At 65.1% G+C, this 19,610-nt stretch carries 17 protein-coding genes and 1 pseudogene; 10 read left to right on the forward strand and 8 right to left on the reverse strand.

Annotated features, from left to right (window positions below; genetic code table 11):
• Positions 1-66: 66 nt before the first annotated feature.
• From SE92_RS18905 to SE92_RS18925, 5 genes are all read left to right on the forward strand, one after another.
• Positions 67-1,218, forward strand: a complete 1,152-nt coding sequence (locus SE92_RS18905) for an ATP phosphoribosyltransferase regulatory subunit (RefSeq protein ID WP_063197379.1) — start codon at positions 67-69, stop codon at positions 1,216-1,218.
• A gap of 3 nt (positions 1,219-1,221) precedes the next feature.
• Entirely contained in the window at positions 1,222-2,199 is a 978-nt protein-coding gene (gene hisG / locus SE92_RS18910) for an ATP phosphoribosyltransferase (RefSeq protein WP_063197381.1), read from the forward strand.
• A gap of 98 nt (positions 2,200-2,297) precedes the next feature.
• Positions 2,298-3,344, forward strand: coding sequence for a glycosyltransferase family 2 protein (locus tag SE92_RS18915; RefSeq protein ID WP_063197383.1), 1,047 nt, complete (start codon positions 2,298-2,300; stop codon positions 3,342-3,344).
• Positions 3,341-4,186, forward strand: a complete 846-nt coding sequence (locus tag SE92_RS18920; RefSeq protein ID WP_063197385.1) for a ChbG/HpnK family deacetylase — start codon at positions 3,341-3,343, stop codon at positions 4,184-4,186. The genes SE92_RS18915 and SE92_RS18920 overlap by 4 nt, the downstream gene beginning before the upstream one ends.
• A gap of 120 nt (positions 4,187-4,306) precedes the next feature.
• On the forward strand, positions 4,307-5,137 hold the full coding sequence (locus tag SE92_RS18925) for a DUF2076 domain-containing protein (RefSeq protein ID WP_063197387.1): 831 nt from the start codon (positions 4,307-4,309) through the stop codon (positions 5,135-5,137).
• A gap of 73 nt (positions 5,138-5,210) precedes the next feature.
• Here SE92_RS18925 and SE92_RS18930 read toward each other — a convergent pair whose 3' ends face one another.
• Positions 5,211-6,023: a L,D-transpeptidase gene (locus tag SE92_RS18930; RefSeq protein ID WP_063197389.1), complete on the reverse strand. Its 813-nt coding sequence runs from the start codon at positions 6,021-6,023 to the stop codon at positions 5,211-5,213.
• 316 nt (positions 6,024-6,339) lie between these two features.
• On the opposite strand from SE92_RS18930, the gene SE92_RS18935 reads away from it, so the two are divergent.
• Positions 6,340-7,128 (forward strand): protein phosphatase CheZ, encoded by a 789-nt coding sequence (locus SE92_RS18935; protein WP_063197391.1) that lies wholly within the window; start codon positions 6,340-6,342, stop codon positions 7,126-7,128.
• Between the two features lie 118 nt (positions 7,129-7,246).
• Here the strand turns inward: SE92_RS18935 and SE92_RS18940 are convergent, their stop codons facing one another.
• The gene (locus SE92_RS18940; RefSeq protein ID WP_063197393.1) at positions 7,247-7,768 is read right to left on the reverse strand and encodes a hypothetical protein; all 522 of its coding nucleotides are present in this window, start codon (positions 7,766-7,768) and stop codon (positions 7,247-7,249) included.
• Positions 7,769-8,084: 316 nt separating this feature from the next.
• Here SE92_RS18940 and SE92_RS18945 point away from each other — a divergent pair, with 316 nt between their 5' ends.
• The 3 genes from SE92_RS18945 (at position 8,085) to SE92_RS18955 (ending at position 11,564) form a co-directional block, all read left to right on the forward strand.
• Positions 8,085-8,381 carry a co-chaperone GroES gene (locus SE92_RS18945; protein WP_063197395.1) on the forward strand — a complete coding sequence of 99 codons (297 nt, stop codon included), beginning with the start codon at positions 8,085-8,087 and terminating at the stop codon, positions 8,379-8,381.
• Positions 8,382-8,578: 197 nt separating this feature from the next.
• Entirely contained in the window at positions 8,579-10,210 is a 1,632-nt protein-coding gene (gene groL / locus SE92_RS18950; protein WP_063197397.1) for a chaperonin GroEL, read from the forward strand.
• A 142-nt stretch (positions 10,211-10,352) separates the two neighbouring features.
• Entirely contained in the window at positions 10,353-11,564 is a 1,212-nt protein-coding gene (locus SE92_RS18955) for a hypothetical protein (protein WP_063197399.1), read from the forward strand.
• Between the two features lie 169 nt (positions 11,565-11,733).
• On the opposite strand, the gene SE92_RS18960 is transcribed toward SE92_RS18955, so the two are convergent.
• Together SE92_RS18960 and SE92_RS18965 are read right to left on the reverse strand one after the other, a co-directional pair.
• Complete coding sequence (locus SE92_RS18960; protein ID WP_063197401.1) at positions 11,734-12,132, reverse strand: META domain-containing protein; 399 nt, start codon at positions 12,130-12,132, stop codon at positions 11,734-11,736.
• 138 nt (positions 12,133-12,270) lie between these two features.
• On the reverse strand, positions 12,271-13,935 hold the full coding sequence (locus tag SE92_RS18965) for an L-lactate permease (RefSeq protein WP_063197403.1): 1,665 nt from the start codon (positions 13,933-13,935) through the stop codon (positions 12,271-12,273).
• A gap of 313 nt (positions 13,936-14,248) precedes the next feature.
• On the opposite strand from SE92_RS18965, the gene SE92_RS18975 reads away from it, so the two are divergent.
• A complete protein-coding gene (locus SE92_RS18975; RefSeq protein ID WP_063197407.1) occupies positions 14,249-16,006 on the forward strand; it encodes an ABC transporter ATP-binding protein/permease in 1,758 nt (585 codons plus the stop codon).
• 153 nt (positions 16,007-16,159) lie between these two features.
• On the opposite strand, the gene SE92_RS18980 is transcribed toward SE92_RS18975, so the two are convergent.
• From SE92_RS18980 to SE92_RS37010, 4 genes and pseudogenes are all read right to left on the reverse strand, one after another.
• Positions 16,160-17,176, reverse strand: a complete 1,017-nt coding sequence (locus SE92_RS18980; RefSeq protein ID WP_063203627.1) for a TorF family putative porin — start codon at positions 17,174-17,176, stop codon at positions 16,160-16,162.
• Between the two features lie 390 nt (positions 17,177-17,566).
• The gene (locus SE92_RS37160; protein WP_063197409.1) at positions 17,567-17,947 is read right to left on the reverse strand and encodes a hypothetical protein; all 381 of its coding nucleotides are present in this window, start codon (positions 17,945-17,947) and stop codon (positions 17,567-17,569) included.
• An 84-nt stretch (positions 17,948-18,031) separates the two neighbouring features.
• Positions 18,032-19,354: a glycolate oxidase subunit GlcF gene (glcF, locus tag SE92_RS18990; RefSeq protein ID WP_063197411.1), complete on the reverse strand. Its 1,323-nt coding sequence runs from the start codon at positions 19,352-19,354 to the stop codon at positions 18,032-18,034.
• Positions 19,351-19,610: pseudogene (locus tag SE92_RS37010) on the reverse strand (2-hydroxy-acid oxidase); the annotation flags it as partial. The pseudogene SE92_RS37010 and the gene glcF, both read right to left, overlap by 4 nt.

The following is a 19,610-nucleotide window of genomic DNA, read 5'->3' on the forward strand; positions in this document are numbered from 1 at the left end:
GCTAAGGGCTGCGCAATTCTGTGCTCCCCTTGCCTGCCCGGTTCCTCCGGGACGATGGACCCCGTTATGACCGCGACTGCCACCTCAAATGCTGCCGGCTCCGCCGCCTGGGCGGATACGCTGCTGTTGTCGTTCGCGCAGGCGGGCTACCTCAGGGCGGAGCCCGCGATCCTGCAGCCGGCCGAGCCGTTCCTGGACCTTTCCGGCGAGGATATCCGCAAGAGCCTGTACCTGACGACGGATCTGTCCGGCGAAGAGCTGTGCCTGCGCCCGGACCTGACCATTCCCGTGGCCCGCGACTACCTCGCCTCCGACCGCGCCGGCCAGCCGGCCGGGTTTAGCTATCTGGGCCCGGTGTTTCGCTACCGCAGCGGCCAGGCCAGCGAATTCCTGCAGGCCGGCATCGAATCGTTCGGCCGCCAGGACCGAGCCGCGGCCGACGCCGAGACGCTGGCGCTGGCACTGGAGGCGACCGCGGCCTTTGGCGTCCGCGACGTCGAGATCCGCACCGGCGACGTGGCGCTGTTCAACGCGCTGCTCGACGCGCTCGACCTCTATCCGGTCTGGCGCCGGCGCCTGGTCAAGGATTTCAACCGCAAGATCAGCCTGGAGCAGGATCTGGAGCGGCTGGCGGCCGCGACCACCGCGAGCCCAAGCGAATATCAGGGCGTGCTCGCCGCCCTCGCCGGCTCCGATCGCAAGGCGGCGCTCGCCTTCGTCACGGATCTGATGTCGATCGCCGGCACCACCAATGTCGGCGGCCGCACCACGGCCGAGATCGCCGATCGCTTCCTCGAGCAATCGACGCTGAAGGGCGGCGCACTGTCGCGCGAGGCGATCACCGTGCTCAAGCGCTTCCTGTCGATCTCAGGCAATCCAGACGATTCCATCGCCGCGCTGCGCGCGCTCACCATCGATGCCAAGCTCGACCTTGCCGCGGCCATCGACCAGTTCGAGAGCCGGGTCGGCTTCATGGCCGCGCGCGGCATCGACGTGAAGCAGACGCGCTTCTCGACCGCGTTCGGGCGCGGCCTCGACTATTACACCGGCTTCGAATTCGAGCTGCATCACCGGGGCGACGGCACCGAGCCGCTGGTTGCCGGCGGGCGCTATGACGGGCTGATGACCCAGCTCGGTTCAGCCACGCCGATCCCCGCGGTCGGCTTCTCGGTCTGGGTGGATGCGCTGACGAAGATCGGCCGCAAGGTGGGAGCTTAAGTCATGAGCGCGCCATTCGTTCTGGCCGTTCCCTCCAAGGGCCGCCTGCAGGAGAACACCGAAGCCTTCTTCGCCCGCGCCGGGCTCAAGCTGTCGAAGGCCGGCGGTGCCCGCGACTATCGCGGCACCATCGCGGGCCTCGACAATGTCGAGGTCGCCTATCTCTCGGCGAGCGAGATCGCCTCGCAACTGTCGCGCGGCTTCGCGCATCTCGGCGTCACCGGCGAGGACCTGGTGCGCGAGAACATCGCCGACGCCGACAAGCGCGTGTCGTTGATCGACGGCCTCGGCTTCGGCTATGCCGACGTCGTGGTCGCCGTGCCGCAGGCCTGGATCGACGTCCGCACCATGGCCGACCTCGACGACGTCACCACCGGCTTCCGCGAGCAGCATCACATGCGGATGCGGGTCGCGACCAAGTTCGTCAATCTCACCCGCGCGTTCTTCCAGAGCCACGGCATCACCGATTACCGCATCGTCGAAAGCGCCGGCGCGACCGAAGGCGCGCCTGCAGCCGGCAGCGCCGAATTGATCGTCGACATCACGACGACCGGCGCGACGCTCGCCGCCAACGGCCTGCGGGTGCTCGACGACGGTGTGATCCTGCGTAGCCAGGCCAATCTGGTCGCCTCGAAAGAGGCCGACTGGTCGCCGCAGGCGCGCGAGACCGCGCGCATCATCCTCGATCACATCGCAGCAAGGGCGCGAGCCAACAAGTACCGCGAGGTCCGCACCCGCTTCCGGCAATGCGACGCCACCCTGCTCGGCGAAGCCCACAGCCGGTACGGCGTCGAGGCCCCGTTCGGCGGACCGACCTCGTCAGGCATGCTGACGTTGCACTGCCCGCCGGGGCAGCTCTATGCGCTGGCGAGCTTCCTGCGCGAGCATGGCGCCGAGACCGTCTCGGTGGTTTCGCTCGACTACGTGTTCGACCGCGAGAACCCGCTGTTCGCCAAGCTCGAGGCGTTCCTGCGGCAGTGAGCCCAGGTCCGCTCGGCTTTTCCGTTCAGCTTTGCGACAGCAAACGGCAGCTACCATATGCTGTTGAGATGACATTGAACGCCTCTGGGACTTGACCGATGACGCTGGGCTCTGACGTTTCCGGCATGACGACCACCGCAGCCACCGCCGCGGCGAAGGGACTGTCGATCGTCGTCCCCGTCTACAACGAGGCGGCGGGCCTCGCCGCCCTGCACATGCGCATCTGCGATCTCGCAAAGACCTTGCGGGAGCGCTATCGGCTCGCTTGCGAGGTCGTCTATGTCGACGACGGCAGCAAGGACGCGACGCTCTCGATCGCGCGTTCATTGCCAGCCGATTCACTGGGCGTCCAGGTGGTGTCGCTGTCGCGCAATTTCGGCAAGGAGGCGGCGCTGATGGCCGGCCTCGACCATGCCCGGCTCGGCGCCGTCATGTTCATGGACGGCGACGGCCAGCATCCGCCGGCCCTGATCGAACAGCTGGTGCGGCACTGGATCGATGACGGCTATGACGTCGTCTACACCGCCAAGGCGCATCGCGACAACGAGGGCTTCCTGCGCCGCGTCGCCGTGCACGGCTTCTACGCGCTGATCAATTGGGGCGCACGCCAGAAGATCCCCGAGGACGCCGGCGACTTCCGCCTGCTCTCGCCACGCGCGGTCACCGCGCTCAGGCAATTGCCGGAGCGCAACCGGTTCTTCAAGGGCCTCGCCAGCTGGATCGGCTTCCGCCAGATCCGCGTCGACTACGAGCCTTCGGCGCGCACCCATGGCGTCACCACCTTCAACGCCGCAAGCCTGCTCGGCCTGTCGATCGAGGGCCTGACCTCGTTTTCGGTCGCCCCCTTGCGCTTCGCCAGCCTGCTCGGCGTCATTCTCGCAGCGGGCGCTTTCCTGTTCGGCCTTTCGATCCTCTGGGAGGTGCTCACGACCGGCAAGCAGGTGCCCGGCTATCCCTCGCTGGTGATCGGCCTGATGACGATCGGCGGCGTGCAGCTCATCATGATCGGCATCGTCGGCGAATATATCGGCAAGATCCTCTCGGAGCTGAAGGCGCGCCCGATCTATTTCGTCGCCGAGCACAGTGAAAAGCACTTCGAAGCCGACAAGGCTGACGACGCCGCGAAGCGGACGGCGGCCGAATGAGCGAGGCCGCGGACCTGCGGCGGATCTGGCTCTGCGCCGACGATTACGGCATCAGCCCGGGCGTCAACCGCGCCATCCGCGACCTGATCGAACGCGGCCGCCTCAACGCCACCTCGGTGATGACAGTGGGCCCGGCGATCGCGCGCAGCGAGGTCGAGGCGCTGCAGGCATCGGTCAAGCAAAGCCCGCGCTGCGCGATCGGGTTGCACGTGACGCTGTCGGCGCCGTTCCGGCCGCTGACCATGCATTTCCGACCGCTCGACGGCGACATGTTCATGCCGTTTCCGAAACTGCTGCGTGCCGGCGTTTTGCGGCGGCTCGACCGCGAATTCTTTCGCAACGAGGTCAAGGCGCAGCTCGCCGCCTTCGCGGAGGCGTTCGGGCGCCTGCCTGATTTCGTCGACGGCCATCAGCATGTGCAGCTCTATCCGCAGGTGCGCGACGGCTTTGTCGATGCCGTCGTCGAGGGCGCGCCGAATGCCTGGGTGCGCCAGGGCGGCCGCGGCCTGCCGCTGAGGCAGCGGCTGGCCTCCCCCAAGGCCCTGGTGCTCGATGTGCTCAGCACGCAATTCCGCCGCCGCGCCGGCAGCGCCGGTCTCAGCTTCAATCCCGGCTTTGCCGGCGCCTATGACTTCACGCGCGCAACCGATTTCGACGCGCTGATGCGGCACTTTCTGGAAGGCCTCCCCGATGGCGGCCTCGTGATGTGCCATCCCGGCTTCGCCGATGAGGTCCTGGCCGGGCTCGACCCGATGACCGACGTGCGCGAGCGCGAGCACGCCTATCTGTCGGGCGAGGCCTTCGCGCGCCTGCTCGCGGACAGCCGCGTCACGCTGGAGTGAAACCGGCGGAAACCCGCAGGGCAGCTTGTCGCATACCGAAATTTAATCCAGCCGGCACTGTTGGGGCCACAATGGAACCCTACATCTGCCTCGCGCTTGTTTGCGCAAGGGAGATTGATCATGACGCCGCAGGAACGCCAGCTCGTCGACGACCTGTTCGACCGGCTTTCGAAACTGGAAAACGCACCGCGCGATCCCGACGCGATCGCTGCGATCTCCGACGGGCTACGCAAAGCCCCCGGCGCCGTCTACGCGCTGGTGCAGACCACGCTGTTGCAGGACGAAGCGCTGAAGCGTGCTCATAACCGCATCCAGGAGCTCGAAGCGGCCCATGCGCCCGAGCAGGCGCAGTCCTCCGGCGGCTTCCTCGATACGATGCGTGACACGCTGTTTGGCGGAAGCCCGCCGCGCGGCTCGGTTCCGAACGTGCCGCCGCGCGAGCAGCGGCCGGTTTGGAACACCGGCCAGGCGATGCCGCAGGGTCAGCCGGGCTACGGCGCACCGCCGCCTTACGGACAGGCCTATGGTCAAGGTCCGGGCCAGGGCTATGGTGCCCCGCCGGCCGGTGGTGGCGGCGGCTCGTTCCTTGGCACGGCGGCGGCAGCCGCAGCCGGCGTCGTCGGCGGCTCGCTGTTGCTCTCCAGCATTCGCGGCATGATGGGTGGATCGCACCAGCAGGGTTTTGGCGACAGCAATGCCCTCGGCGATCGCAGCGCTGGTGGAAGCCCCTGGGGCGGCAGCGACCAGTCCGGCGGATCGCTCGCGCGCGATGCCGGCCTCAACGACATCGGCTCGAACCGCGATTCCCGCCAGGGCTTCTTCGACCAGGCCTCGAACGACGATCGAAACAACAACGATCAGAACTACGACGACAATCGTGACGCCGGCAATATGGACATGGCCGACGACAGCGATTTCGGCGGCGACGATGGCGACAGCGATTACGCGTAAGGCTGCCTGACAGCGTCACAGACAAGAACGGCCGCCCAGGAGGCGGCCGTTTTCGTGAGCAGCGAGCGCTCGGCTACATCACGACGACCTTGGTGCCGACATTGACGCGGCCGTAGAGGTCGATGACGTCCTCGTTGCGCATGCGGATGCAACCGGAGGAGACGTTGGTGCCGATGGTCCAGGGCTCGTTGGAGCCGTGGATGCGGTAGAGCGTCGAGCCCAGATACATCGCGCGGGCACCGAGCGGATTTTCCGGGCCGCCTTCCATGTGCCGGGGCAGATCGGGGCGGCGCGCGATCATTTCCGCCGGCGGCGTCCAGTCCGGCCATTCGCGCTTGGCCGTGATCGACTTTACGCCGGACCAGGTGAAGCCGGGACGTCCGACGCCGATGCCGTAGCGCATCGCCTTGCCGTTGCCTTCGACGAGATAGAGGAACTTGTTCGGCGTATCGACCACGATCGTGCCGGCACTTTCCTTGCCGCTATAGTCAACAGATTGTTTCTCGAACCTCGGATCGAACTGACGCTGCCGGGGGTCGGCCGCCTCCTGCTGGAGCGTGCCTTGCTGATATCCACCCTGCATCTGCGGCTCGCCCATCGGCGGCAGGCGGCGCTGATCGTAATAAGCCGGCTGCTGCTGATACACGGGCTGCTCCGGCGCGTAAGCCGGACCGCGGCCGGGACCGTCGCCGAACAGGAACTCGATGAAGCCGCCGCCCATGTTGGCATTGGAGGCGACGCGGACCGGCGCCGGCGGCACTCGCGGCTGGTAGAGCACCGCGGGCGGATCGTTCGGCACCGAATTGTCGAAGGCGCTGGCATTGTTTGCGCCGGCAATGAAGGTGCAAGCGCTGCCGAGCAGCGCAACAGACATTTTCTTGAACATCGACGTACTCTGTACTGTTTCGTCTAGATCACACGCGCCGTGGAGAGCTGATGGCTGGTCAGCGCCCCTCGACGTGGTCAATAAAAAGCAAAAGCCGTTGCGTTTGGTAAACGTATCGGGCGTTTGGATTCACCACGTCGTCAACCGAGGGGCAATTTGGCGATCAGCGTTTATTTTCGATGAACGCGGCGCGGCCATGGTTAATCGCCGGTTTTCATGCCGTCGCGCGACGCAGCACAACAGTTCCTGCTGTGAACTTCGTGTTAAATCGCTTCTGCCTACAAAGACGCGTGAGTGAGGTGGGGGGAGTATCCTGATGGCTGTTCACCGCAAACGTTTTCGCGTCGAGGATATCGCTGGTGGCGGCGAGATGCCGAATTTTGACGTAACTGAAGAGGCAATGCCGATGCACAGCGAGATCATGGCGGAGCTGCGCGCGATCCGTGCACAGATGGCGAAGGGCAGCGTGCCAGCGCCGTTGTCCGGCAGCGCAGCCATGGCGGCGATCGACGCCTCCACCGCCCACGAGCTCGCCGAGGCCCGCACGATGCTCGAAACCTATCGGGCCCAGATCGAACAGTGCGAAAAGCTGAAGGTCGAGCTCGACCTCATCCACGACGCCATCGACCGCACCAAGCGCGAGATCGCGACACTGCACGGCAAGAGCTTCGACGGCGGCGAAATGGCCAAGGTCAATGGCGAGCTCGGCGCGGTGGTCGGCGGCACCGAGCAGGCGACCCAACAGATCCTCGAAGCCGCGGAATCGATCGACCAGGCCGCCAGCGCAATGTCCAAGGTGGACTCGGTCGACCAGCAGAAGCGGCTCGCCGACGACATCCAGGAACGCGTCATCTCGATCTTCGAGGCCTGCAACTTCCAGGACCTGACCGGCCAGCGCATCAGCAAGGTCATGACCACGATGAAGTTCATCGAGCAGCACATCAACTCGATGATGGACATCTGGGGCGGCGTCGACGCGATCAAGGCCCACGTCGTTCCGCAGGTCGACAATCGCAGCGAGGACGACAAGCTTCTCAACGGCCCCAAGCTCGCCGGCGACGTCGGCCACGCCTCGCAGGACGACATCGACGCGCTGTTCGACTGAACGGACGCGGACCGACAGAAAAACAAAACGCCGGCGAGAGCCGGCGTTTTTCGTTTTTAGAGAACGCCCGGGCTCGCTTCCTTCTCCCCTTGCGGAGAAGGAAAGTCGCGCCGTCGCCTCACGCCCTTGGCGCGCAGCGGACGTAGACCATGTTGCCGTAGCGGGTGGCGGCGTCTTTGTCGATGAAACGGGTAATCAGGACGCGGCCGTCGAAGGAGACGATCTCACGGTCCTGCTCGCCGGGGGTGGGACCTGCCGGTCCGATGTAATTCTTGCCGCTGGGCGAGCCCTTCAGCCGCAGCTCCTGGGGTGTCGCCTGGTCGGCCAGATGCATGATCACGCCGCCGGAGGAGCCGGCGGTGATGACGTAAGGGTTCTTGCACTGGGCCCGGGCGGCAGCCTCGGTGCGGGCGCGGTCGGCCGGGTTCTGGAACGAGGCCAGACCCCAACGGCCGACGATCTCGTCGGCACGAATGGTCGCAGGCATTTCCGGAGCAACGCCCGGCTCGGCATCGGGCGGCGGCGAGGACGACGAGAACGACGGCAGGCTCATGCCGCCGCCGCAGGCGCCCAGCAGCAGCGCCAGACAAGAGGCGGCCGCCAGATTGGCAACCGTGCGCGCGTGAGCTGAACTGATCATGGCATTCCCCCGAGCAAGACCATGGCCGCACCCCTCCCGCAGCCAAGCGCAAAAAAGCTGCCGGAGCAATGACGTCCTTTGATACGCCTTAGCCCCGAACAAGTTTCCAATGCCACCATCCTATATCCGCCTCACCAATCGCTTAACCACCTTTGCTTGACAGGATCGCGGCCAAGCCATATTTCCGGGCCCACTATTAGCACTCGGAAAGCCCGATTGCTAAGCGCGCCGTTCGATCCTCGGGAGAGGGGTTGGACGGAAGCGCCGCCCCACCCACTTCCACACCTTCCGAAGCGAGCCTCCAAAGGGAAACGTCATGGCTAAATCCAAATTTCGTCCGCTGCATGACCGTGTCGTGGTCAAACGTATCGACGCCGAGGAAAAGACCAAGGGCGGCATCATCATTCCGGACACCGCCAAGGAAAAGCCGTCCCAGGGCGAAGTCGTCGCCGTCGGCCCCGGTGGCCGCGACGAGGCCGGCAAGCTGACCCCGATCGACCTCAAGATCGGCGACCGCGTGCTGTTCGGCAAGTGGTCGGGCACCGAGGTCAAGATCGACAACGAAGATCTCCTGATCATGAAGGAGTCGGACATCATGGGCGTTCTGGCCTAAGGCCATCCGCCTGAACGGCCGCTGAATGTTTCGTCGTCATGCCCGGGCCCTGCCCCGGGCATCCATCATTCTTTGAGTGAAGATGGATTGCCGGGCCTACGCCACGCCGAAGCGGCTTCGGCCGCGCAGGCGGGTCGAGCCCGGCAATGACGGAGAGAGCGCGGCATACACATTACGAAACACGAGGGACTGCAGAAATGACTGCCAAGGACGTCAAGTTTTCCGGAGACGCGCGCGATCGCATGCTGCGCGGCGTCGACATTCTCGCCAACGCCGTCAAGGTGACGCTCGGCCCGAAGGGCCGCAACGTCGTCATCGAGAAGAGCTTCGGCGCGCCCCGCATCACCAAGGACGGCGTCACCGTCGCCAAGGAGATCGAGCTCGAGGACAAGTTCGAGAACATGGGCGCCCAGATGGTGCGTGAGGTCGCCTCCAAGACCAACGACCTCGCCGGCGACGGCACCACCACCGCGACCGTGCTGGCCCAGGCCATCGTGCGCGAAGGCGCCAAGGCGGTTGCCGCCGGCATGAACCCGATGGACCTCAAGCGCGGCATCGACAGCGCGGTGGCCGCCGTCATCAAGGACATCGAGAAGCGCGCCAAGCCGGTCGCCGCCTCCTCCGAGGTCGCCCAGGTCGGCACCATCTCGGCCAACGGCGATGCCGCCATCGGCAAGATGATCGCCCAGGCGATGCAGAAGGTCGGCAACGAGGGCGTCATCACCGTCGAGGAGAACAAATCGCTCGACACCGAGGTCGACATCGTCGAGGGCATGAAGTTCGACCGCGGCTATCTCAGCCCCTACTTCGTCACCAACCCCGAGAAGATGACCGCCGAGCTCGAGGACGCCTACATCCTGCTGCACGAGAAGAAGCTCTCGGGCCTGCAGGCCATGCTGCCGGTGCTGGAAGCCGTGGTGCAGTCGGGCAAGCCGCTCGTCATCATCGCGGAGGACGTCGAGGGCGAGGCGCTGGCCACCCTGGTCGTCAACCGTCTGCGCGGCGGCCTCAAGGTCGCGGCCGTGAAGGCGCCGGGCTTCGGCGATCGCCGCAAGGCCATGCTCGAGGACCTCGCGATCCTCACCGGCGGCCAGTTGATCTCCGAGGATCTCGGCATGAAGCTCGAGAACGTCACGGTGAAGATGCTGGGCCGCGCCGGCAAGGTCGTGATCGACAAGGAGAACACCACGATCGTCAAGGGTGCCGGCAAGAAGCCGGAGATCGAGGCCCGCGTCGGCCAGATCAAGGCCCAGATCGAGGAAACCACCTCGGACTACGACCGTGAGAAGCTCCAGGAGCGCCTCGCCAAGCTCGCCGGCGGCGTCGCGGTGATCCGCGTCGGCGGCGCGACCGAGATCGAGGTCAAGGAGAAGAAGGACCGCGTCGAGGACGCCCTCAACGCCACCCGCGCCGCGGTGCAGGAAGGCATCGTCCCCGGCGGCGGCGTCGCGCTGCTCCGCGCCAAGAAGGCGGTCGGCCGTCTCACCAACGCCAATCCCGACGTCCAGGCCGGCATCAACATCGTGCTCAAGGCGCTGGAAGCTCCGATCCGCCAGATCTCCGAGAACGCCGGCGTGGAAGGCTCGATCGTGGTCGGCAAGATCCTGGAGAACAAGTCCGAGACCTTCGGCTTCGACGCCCAGAACGAGGACTATGTCGACATGGTCGAGAAGGGCATCATCGACCCCGCCAAGGTGGTGCGCACCGCGCTGCAGGACGCCGCCTCGATCGCCGGCCTGCTGGTGACCACCGAGGCCATGGTCGCCGAGTCGCCGAAGAAGGAAGCTCCGCCCGCGATGCCCGCCGGCGGCGGCATGGGTGGCTTCTGAGCCCAACTTCACCTCACACGATCACGAAGGCCGCCTCCGGGCGGCCTTCTTTTTTGCCGACCCTGCCTTCAGCTTTCCGATTCAACCGACGGCCAAAACCCACTACGGTGGCGCCGATTCTTTTGCTCGAGGGATTTCGTCGATGCGCGCGCTTCTGGTTTGTCCGACAGTCGTTTTGGCCGCTCTGCTTGCAGTTGCGCCCGAGGTCGCCTCCGCCCAGATGAAGCTGTCGCCCAAGGCCACGGCGCCCGGCGGCGTGGAGACGCGCTATTTCACCTCGATCGACGGGCTGATGGACGGCAATGCCGACGTGATCCTCAAGGAGACCCGCCAGGGCAAGACGGTCACGGCGGCCGTGCTCGACGTCTGCTATCCCGTCGCGAAGAATTCCGACCGCAAGGATCGCTTCGTCGTCAATCTCCAGGTCGCAGGCCAGAACCTGACCGGCACCACGCAGAGCATGAGCGAGAAGGCGCCCGTCAGCGTCAAGCTGCTGCGCAAGCAGAGCGGGGATACCTTCGAATTCCGCGGCCAGATCAGCATCGGCCAGGTGGTGACCGAGGTCACTTCGCCCGACAATTCCGATCTCAGCGAGAAGGAATTTCAGGACAACCAGACCTCCGACGACGGCATCACGCCGCAGCCGAAGGACTTCACCGACGTCTCGCCGGAGGCGATCGCGGTCAAGGTCAAGCTGGATGCTGCGACGGACTTCCTGAAGAGCCTGAAGGGTCAGGAGGTCGAGGTGACGCTGGCGAGCCTCACCGTCGGCTGCGACGCGCTGCGCGCCGGCGAGCAGACCATCAACATGTCGGTCGATCCCGAGCGCGCCGGCGCGCTGCTGGCGAAATTCAAGGCGATGCCGGGCGTCACCGCCGCCGGCTGGACCGCCGGCATGACCGAGATGGACCGCACCATCCGCTTCGCCGCGGCCGATTGGCGCGAGGGCGACAAGATCAACCGCACCAAGCTGGCGACCACCGTCGCGAACGTCCTGAGCCGAACCCTCGCGGCAAAGCCGGTCTCGCAAAGCTTCAATCCCGCCACGGGCAAGCTGAAGCTGGTCTTCAAGCGGCCGAACCCTGATTTTCCGGCGCTCGAGCTGACCGACACGATCGAGGTCGCAGGGCTCGTCTCGCCCGACAAGCCCGGCACCACCGACAAGCTCATGCTCTGGATCGGCAGCCCAGCGACGACGACCACTGATGAGAGCAGCGGCGCCAAGCTCAATCTCTCCGACGACGCCTCGGTCGACGAGGAAGGCGACCAGCCCGACGACAACGGTTCGGTCGAGGCGCTCACCAGGGAGCTGAAAGGCCAGCGCTGGGACGCCGACAAGTCGGTGTGGAAATAGGTGGCGCTATCGTGCCCCGGACGCAGTGCAGCACTTCAGTGATGCGCTGCTGAGCCGGGGCCCAGAGCCACAAGCAAAGTCGCGGATGAAAGGCTGGGTCCCGGCTCTGCGGCGCATCGCTTGCGCGCTGCGCCTTGTCCGGGACACGAGAGCAACGTTCGCGAGAGCCCTAATTCCCCGTCGTCCGGAACCGCAACGGCTTCGGGCCGATCAGCGTCAGCACGTCGCCCTGGCGCTTCCAGGTCTCGACACTGGAGAGCGCCGCGACGAACTCGTCGTCGGCCTGCGCGCGTGCAGGCGGGCAATTACGATCCTGGATCTGGCCGGGAACGAAGATCACGGTGTTGCCGGCGACGGAAAACTGGCCCTTGCCGCCCTTGCACCAGAGCTCCAGCAAGACCTCGCCATGGTCGCCGATCTCGATGTTCGGAATCCGCTTGGAGCCGGGTTGCGGCAGTGCTTCCAGCGTCATCTCGGTGCCGAACGGAAAACCGTCCTCGGCACGCGCGAGCGTCGACATCGCGAGCATTGCAACCGCCACACACACCAAATGCTTGAGCGAAACCATGAAACCTCTCGTCCGACGTGATTTGCGGCACCTTCTATAAGACGGCGGCGCCATTGAGAAGGTTCGCGCAACCCGGATGCAAAAATCCCCGCGAGGGCGAACCTCGCGGGGATTTGCGTCGAATCGGGGCGTGGCCTGCTACTTCAGGACCAGCGCCGTGAACGGCCAGACATAGGCCTGCAACGTCACGAGCACACCGACGAGACAGGCCAGCACGATCGAGTGCCAGAACACGAAGCGCAGGATCGTGCCCTCGTGGCCGTACCAGTTGGTGGCCGTGGAGGCGACCACGATCGACTGCGCGTCGATCATCTTGCCCATCACGCCGCCGGACGAGTTCGCCGCGGCCATCAGGACCGGCGACAGACCGAGCTGCTCGGACGTGATCTTCTGCAGATTGCCGAACAGCACGTTGGACGCCGTGTCCGATCCCGTCAGCGCCACGCCCAACCAGCCGAGCAGCGTGCCGAAGAAGGGATAGAGCACGCCGGTGGCGGCGAAGGCGAGGCCAAGCGTGGCGTCGACGCCGGAGAGCCGGGTCAGCGTGCCGATCGCCAGCATCGCCGAGATCGTGATCAGCGAGATCGCGCACAGCCGGATGGTGCGGCCGTACTCGGTCAGGAGCCTGCCGGGACCGACGCCCATCAGGACACCGGAGATGATCGCCGCGATCAGCATGCCCGTGCCGGTGAACGACAGATAGGTGAAGCCGAACACCGCTCCCTCAGGCGTCGGCTTGGCCGCCACCGGCGGCATCTTGTTGATCATCTGGTGCAGCTCGGGAACGGGATAGTTCCAGACGAAAATCGAATTCGCCCAAGTCTTGAAGCCGCCATTGCCCCAGACCAGCATCACGATGCAGACGACGATCCACGGCAGCAACGCGCTGAACAGCTCGCTCTGCGTCAGTGGCGTCTTGTCGAGCGGCTTGGCCGCCGCCATCGTGGCTGCCGATTCATCGCGGCCGCGCAGCGCCGGCGACAGCCAGAGCTGCTTCGGCTGCCAGACCTTCAGGAACAGGATCAACGCGCCCATCGAGATCAGCGACGCACCGATGTCGACGATCCAGGGATTGATGAAGTTCGAGATCACGAATTGCGGAACAGCGAACGAGATGCCGGTGACGAGGATCGCCGGCCAGACATCCTTCATGCCTTTCCAGCCCGCGAACGCCCACACCACCCAGAACGGCACGATCAGCGAGAAGAACGGCAATTGCCGGCCGACCATGGCGCCGAGGATGTAGGGATCGAGCCCGGTGACCGAGGCGAGACCCTGGATCGGCGTGCCCAGCGCGCCGTAGGCGACGGGCGCGGTGTTGGCGATCAGCGACAGGCCGGAGGCGGCGAGCGGCGAGAAGCCGAGGCCGATCAGCACGGCACCGGTGATGGCGACCGGCGTGCCGAAGCCCGAGGCGCCCTCGAAGAACGCGCCGAAGGAAAACGCGATCAGCAGCAATTGCAGCCGCCGATCCTCAGTGACGCCGCCGATGGCGCGCTTGAGCAATTCGAAGCGTCCCGTGCTCACCGTCACCTGGTAGAGGAAGATGACGTTGAGCACGATCCAGCCGATGGGGAAGAAGCCGGTGACGATGCCCAGCACCGAGGCGCGGATCGACATGTTCGCCGGCATGGTGAAGACGAAGATCGTGATCAGATTGGCCACGATCACGGCGATAATAGCCGCGATATGCGCCTGGACGCGGCCGCTGGCGATCAGGACCAGCAGCGTGACGACCGGCACCGCCGCCGCGATCGTCGACAGCACCGGGCTGTGCAGCGGATCATAGACTTGATTCCACATGGTCTTCCTCCCCCACGCATGTTGCTGCAGGCGGCCCGCGTGGACAGCCGGACCTGCTTGACGCTGGAAGCGATAACCCCCGAGATGGACACGAATTCCTCGCGATTGCAGCGGTTCCCGTCCGCTCACAAGCTCGCGAAATCCCAGGTCACCCCACCCCGCGCCGTCGAGCCCCATGCTAGGGTTGCAAGCTGCGACAAGCCAACGCAAATTGCAGAACTCGCGACTTTAGTCTAAGCGCGCCCATTTCCGCCATGGTCTCAAGTCCTTGGCTCCGGGTGGTTGTGCACATCCCCCTAGGAGACCCCGCTCTGTGAAGAACATCAGCGCCACGCTCGCGATCGTCTGGCGAATCGCCGCTCCCTATTTCCGGTCCGAGGACAAATGGGTTGGCCGCGGCCTGCTCGCCGTCGTCATCGCGATGGAGCTGGTGCTGGTCGCGATCAACGTGCTGCTCAATCAATGGCAGAACCGGTTCTACAGCGCGCTGCAGGCCTATGACCTCCCCGAGTTCGTCAAGGAGGTTTGGATCTTCCTCGGCCTCGCCTTCACCTTCGTCGCGCTCGCCGTCTACAAGCTCTATCTGAACCAGTGGCTGCAGATCCGCTGGCGGCAATGGCTGACGCGACATTATCTCGGCGAATGGCTCGACGGCGCCACCCATTACCGCATGCAGCTCAAGGGCGACGCCGCCGACAATCCGGACCAGCGCATCACCGAAGACGTCAAGACCTTCGTCGAGCAGACACTGTCGATCGGCCTTGGCCTGCTGTCCTCGGTCGTGACGCTGGCCTCCTTCGTCGTCATCCTCTGGGGACTGTCCTACAAGGCGCCCTTGTACATTTACGGCACCGACATCGTCATCCCCGGTTTCCTGGTCTGGTGTGCGGTGGCCTATGCGATTGCGGGTACCGCGCTGACCCATTGGATCGGCGCACCGCTCATCAATCTCAATTTCGAGCAGCAGCGCTTTGAGGCCGACTTCCGCTTCAACCTGATCCGCGTGCGCGAAAATTCCGAGCAGATCGCCCTGTTGAAGGGTGAGAACGCGGAGCGCGGGCATCTCCTGCGGCGCTTCGGCTTCGTCATCGGCAATTGGTACGAGATCATGAGCCGGACCAAGCGCCTGACCGCGTTCACGGCCAGCTACGGTCAGGCCGCAACGATCTTTCCCTATGTAGTGGTGGCGCCGGCCTACTTCGCCAAGCGGATCCAGCTCGGCGACATGATGCAGACCGGCTCGGCGTTCGGCAGCGTGCAGGACGCTCTGTCCTTCTTCGTCACCGCCTATCGCTCGCTCGCCGAGTGGCGCTCGGTGATCGCCCGCCTCGACGGCTTCGAGATGTCGGTCAGCTCCTCCGCCCGAGGCGCGGCGCTGGAGCCGACCATCGACGTCACGCCATCGAAGGGCAAGGCCATCGCGCTCGAGCAATTGCTCGTCAGGCTGCCGAACGGCACACCTCTGGTCGCAGCCGATGCCTTCACGATCCAGCCGTCGGAGCGGGTGCTGGTGACCGGCGCGTCGGGCTCCGGCAAGTCGACCCTGTTCCGGGCCATTGCCGGCATCTGGCCGTTCGGCACCGGCACGATCGCTATCCCCGCGACGTCGAAGCTGATGATGCTGCCGCAGCGGCCGTATTTCCCGATCGGCCCGCTGGGCGACGCCGTCATCTACCCTGCCGAGCACGGCTCCATCCCGGCCGAGAAGATCCGCGATGCCGTGATTGCAGTCGGCATGAAGCAGCTGGCCGACCGGCTCAACGAGGACGGTCACTGGAACCGGACATTGTCGCTCGGCGAACAGCAACGCCTTGGGCTTGCCCGCGCGCTGCTGCACGTGCCGGATTATCTGTTCCTCGATGAGGCGACCGCCTCGCTGGACGAGCCGTCCGAGGACCGGCTCTATCGGCTGCTGACGGAGAAGCTGCCACAGGCCACCATCGTCTCGATCGGCCACCGCTCGACCCTGGACGTTTTCCATACTCGCAAGGTGACGCTGGTGGAGGACGGCGAGATTCACGTCCTCGGCAAAACCGGCGAGCCGGCCCGGGAGCCGACGGCGGCGCGCTGAGGCGAGCGCCGTGTGGCCGCTGGCCATCGAGTTCGAGCCCTCACTCCCGTACACTCGTCATGCCCGGGCTTGACCCGGCCATGACGGCGTCGAGAAAAGCAAAAGGGCGGCAGATTGCTCTGCCGCCCCTTAGAAAGCCGTCCCGGGAGGAACTTACTTCAGGTTGGTCATCGCCGTCAGGTCGAACGAGAGCTTGGCGATGCCGGTCGCGCCGCACCACTTGGAGCCGACGCCCGAGGGATTGATGCTGCTGAAGCTGTTGTTGAAGGTGGAGGTGTTGTCGCTGGTGAAGGCGTTGCAGTTCGCCTTCGACAGATCGGTGTCGGAATAACGGAGATCCAGCGTCATCACCTTGTAGGTGAAGCCGACGCCGAGGTTCCAGGTGTTGTAGTCGGCATATTTGATGCCGTTCGGGAACGGACCGCCGCCCAGCGGGCTGGGGATGCCGGTGCCGTAGAACGAGTCGGAGGTGCCGAACCACTGGCGGCCGAATTCACCCGACACGTACATTCCGACGCCGCTTGAGCCAAACGTTGTGCTGGGCGCGGTCCACTTGCCCGTGATCGAGGTGTAGTTGCCCCAAGCGCCGGTGTTAAGGAAGTTCGGCGAATAGTACTCGTTGAGGCCGACGCTCCAGTTGTCGTTGATCGTGTAATTCACCTTGCCGTAGACTTCGAAGAAGCTGACATCCCTCTTCATGACGTTGCCGTTCGGCAGGAAGTTGGTGGCGCACTCTGCGCTGAGCGGGTTGCCGGCGGTGTCGGCCGCCGCGCCGTAGTAGCAGGTCCCACCCGGATACAGGTAACCCCAGACGCCGATGTCGAACGCGAACGCGCCGAAGGTCGGGCGGATACCGCCGTAGATGTCGATCTCGGCCGCGGCGCGGTTCGGGAAGGAGATGCTCTCACCGGCGACGCCGACATAGAGCTGAAGGTCCTTGGTGACGTTGTAGCGCGGCTCGAAATAGGCAGCGACCGACGGCTTGTTGTTCGACTGGGTGATACCGCGGAAGACGTAATTGCTCATGATCGCGCCGCCGAAGGCGATATCCCAGGGATCGAAGGCAACCACCGGCGGGGCCTTCCTGGCCTTCACAGCCATATCCGCCGCGAAAGCCGAACCCGTCGTCACCATTGCCAGCGCCGTTGCCAACAAAGCCACTTTTTTCATTTCGATCCCCATCACCAGTTTTTACCCAGTCGGATCCCGGAAGCCCCCCGGGGCGAACGACCTACGTGCAAAATTGCGTTACTGCGACAATCTGGATTGAGGGATGGGGGCCGTGAAGCAAAAATCACGGGCATCTGCCGACTTTTTAGGCGTTTTGGCGATTCCACGAAAGGTTGTCGGCCTGTGTGTCTTCTCGATCACATTATTTGCATTCCAAAGTGCACGGAGAGACCGTGCAAGTACGGGGCGGCGGGTAGCCGTGGCAGCCGCGCTACGAATCAGCCGGGCGTGGAAAGGGGCAGCGTCCAGAGGTGCCTGTGGCGATGCAAAAAGGCCGCAGCGTCGCCGCCGCGGCCTTCCGGTTGACGAGCGCGGGCGCTGGACGGGGACCTAGCCTTGCCCCTCGGCCGGCGCCGCTTCCGCAGAAGACGAAGGCATCGCCCAACTTGTCTCGGCCGCCGGCTCGGGAGCCGGAGTTGCCGCCGGCGCTGACGGCTTCGGCGCGGGAGCTGCCTTCGCCTTCTTCGGTGCCGCTTTCTTCGCGGCCTTCTTCGGTGCAGCCTTCTTGGCCGCCGCCTTCTTTGCCGTCTTCTTCGGGGTGGCCTTCTTCGGGGTGGCCTTCTTTGCAGTTTTCTTGGTCGACTTCTTGGCAGACTTCTTCGCGGACTTCTTGGCTGCCTTCTTCGTCGCCTTCTTCGCGGTCTTCTTGGCCGCTACGGCCTTCTTCGCCTTTTTGGCCTTCTTGCTTTTCTTCTTCTTCGCTTTCGCCATCGTGGTCCTCCTGTTGCCGCCAAACAATGGTCGATCGGGCGCCTTCAGTCGTCACCTCGGGAGGAAAGTTCAGGCTCTGAAAGCTCAAACCTGCGCATTCAGTGCCGGCCGCGACCCGCCCGTAGCCCAATCGAGAAGCTCAATCGTGTGTACGACCGGAACTGAAGTGCCACTGGCAATCTGCACCATGCAGCCGATATTGCCCGCGGCAATCATGTCCGGCTTGACGCTCGCGATGTTGGCGACCTTGCGATCGCGCAACCGGCCCGCAAGCTCGGGCTGGAGAATGTTGTAGGTCCCCGCCGAACCGCAACACAAATGGCTCTCGGGCACATCTTTCACCACGAATCCATTCTTGGAAAGCAATTCTTTCGGAAGCGTCGTGATTTTCTGTCCGTGCTGCAACGAACATGCTGAGTGATAGGCGACGACGATGTCGTCATGTCGCGCGGTCGGTTCGAGTCCGAGACCGGCGATGTATTCGGTGATGTCCTTGGCGAGCGCGGACATTTGCGCCGCATCGGCGGCGAAGGCTTTGTCCTCGCGCAGCAGATAGCCGTAGTCCTTGATCACCGTGCCGCAGCCGGACGTGGTCACCAGGATGGCGTCGAGCCCCTCGCCGGCCGCTTCCTTCCGCCACGCCGCGACGTTGGCGCGCGCCCGCGCCAAGGCATCAGCGTCGTTGCCGAGATGATGGGTCAGCGCGCCGCAGCACTGTTCGTCCCGAACCAGGACAACCTCGACGCCGTGGCGGGTGAGAAGACTGATCGCGGCCTGGTTGATACGCGGCGCCAGCACCTGCTGGGCGCAGCCTTGCAGCAGCGCGACCCGGCCGCGCTTCTTGCCGAGGGCCGCGAACACGCTACCCGGCAGCGCACCCCGCGGCGGCAGCCGGTTGGGTGCCAGCGCCAGCATCGCCTTGAGACGCTGGATCAGGCCGGGCGTCGCCGAGGGCCGCGGGGTCGGCAGGAACACGGCAAGCGGACGGGCCAGCCGCGCCAGCACCATGCTGATGCGGAAGCGCTGCGGGTCCGGCAGGACGAAGGCCAGCACCTGGCGCAGCAGCCGCTCGGTGAGCGGCCGCTGATAGCGTTGCTCGATCCTGACCCGGGCCTGGTCGACGAGGTGCATGTAGTTCACCCCCGAGGGGCAGGTCGTCATGCAGGCCAGGCACGACAGGCAGCGGTCGACATGCTTGACCACCTCGGCCGTCGGCGTCTGGTCCTTCTCCAGCATCTCCTTGATCAGGTAGATGCGGCCGCGCGGGCTATCGAGTTCGTCGCCGAGCAGCACATAGGTCGGACAGGTCGCCGTGCAGAAGCCGCAATGGACGCAGGCGCGCAGGATCTTGTCGGCTTCCGCGATATCGGGATCGGCGAGCTGGGCCAGTGAGAATTCGGTCTTCATGCTCCAACGCCCCGCCTCAAGCGTCCCCGGTTGAGAACGGTCTTTGGATCGAAACTGGCGCGCACCCGCTCGCTCAGCGCCGCAATACCCGGTGCTTGCGGATGGAATACGTCGACATCCCGCCTGACATCTTCGGCCGCCCGGATCAGCATAGCGTGCCCTCCGACCGCGGCCGCGCGCGCGCGCACCGCCGGGGCATGCGCGTCAGCCTTCGGCGGTAGCGCCGCCCAGATCAGGCCGCCGCCCCAATCGTAGA

The organism is Bradyrhizobium sp. AT1 (assembly GCF_001590795.1).
In the GTDB taxonomy this organism is placed as follows: Bacteria; Pseudomonadota; Alphaproteobacteria; order Rhizobiales; family Xanthobacteraceae; genus Bradyrhizobium.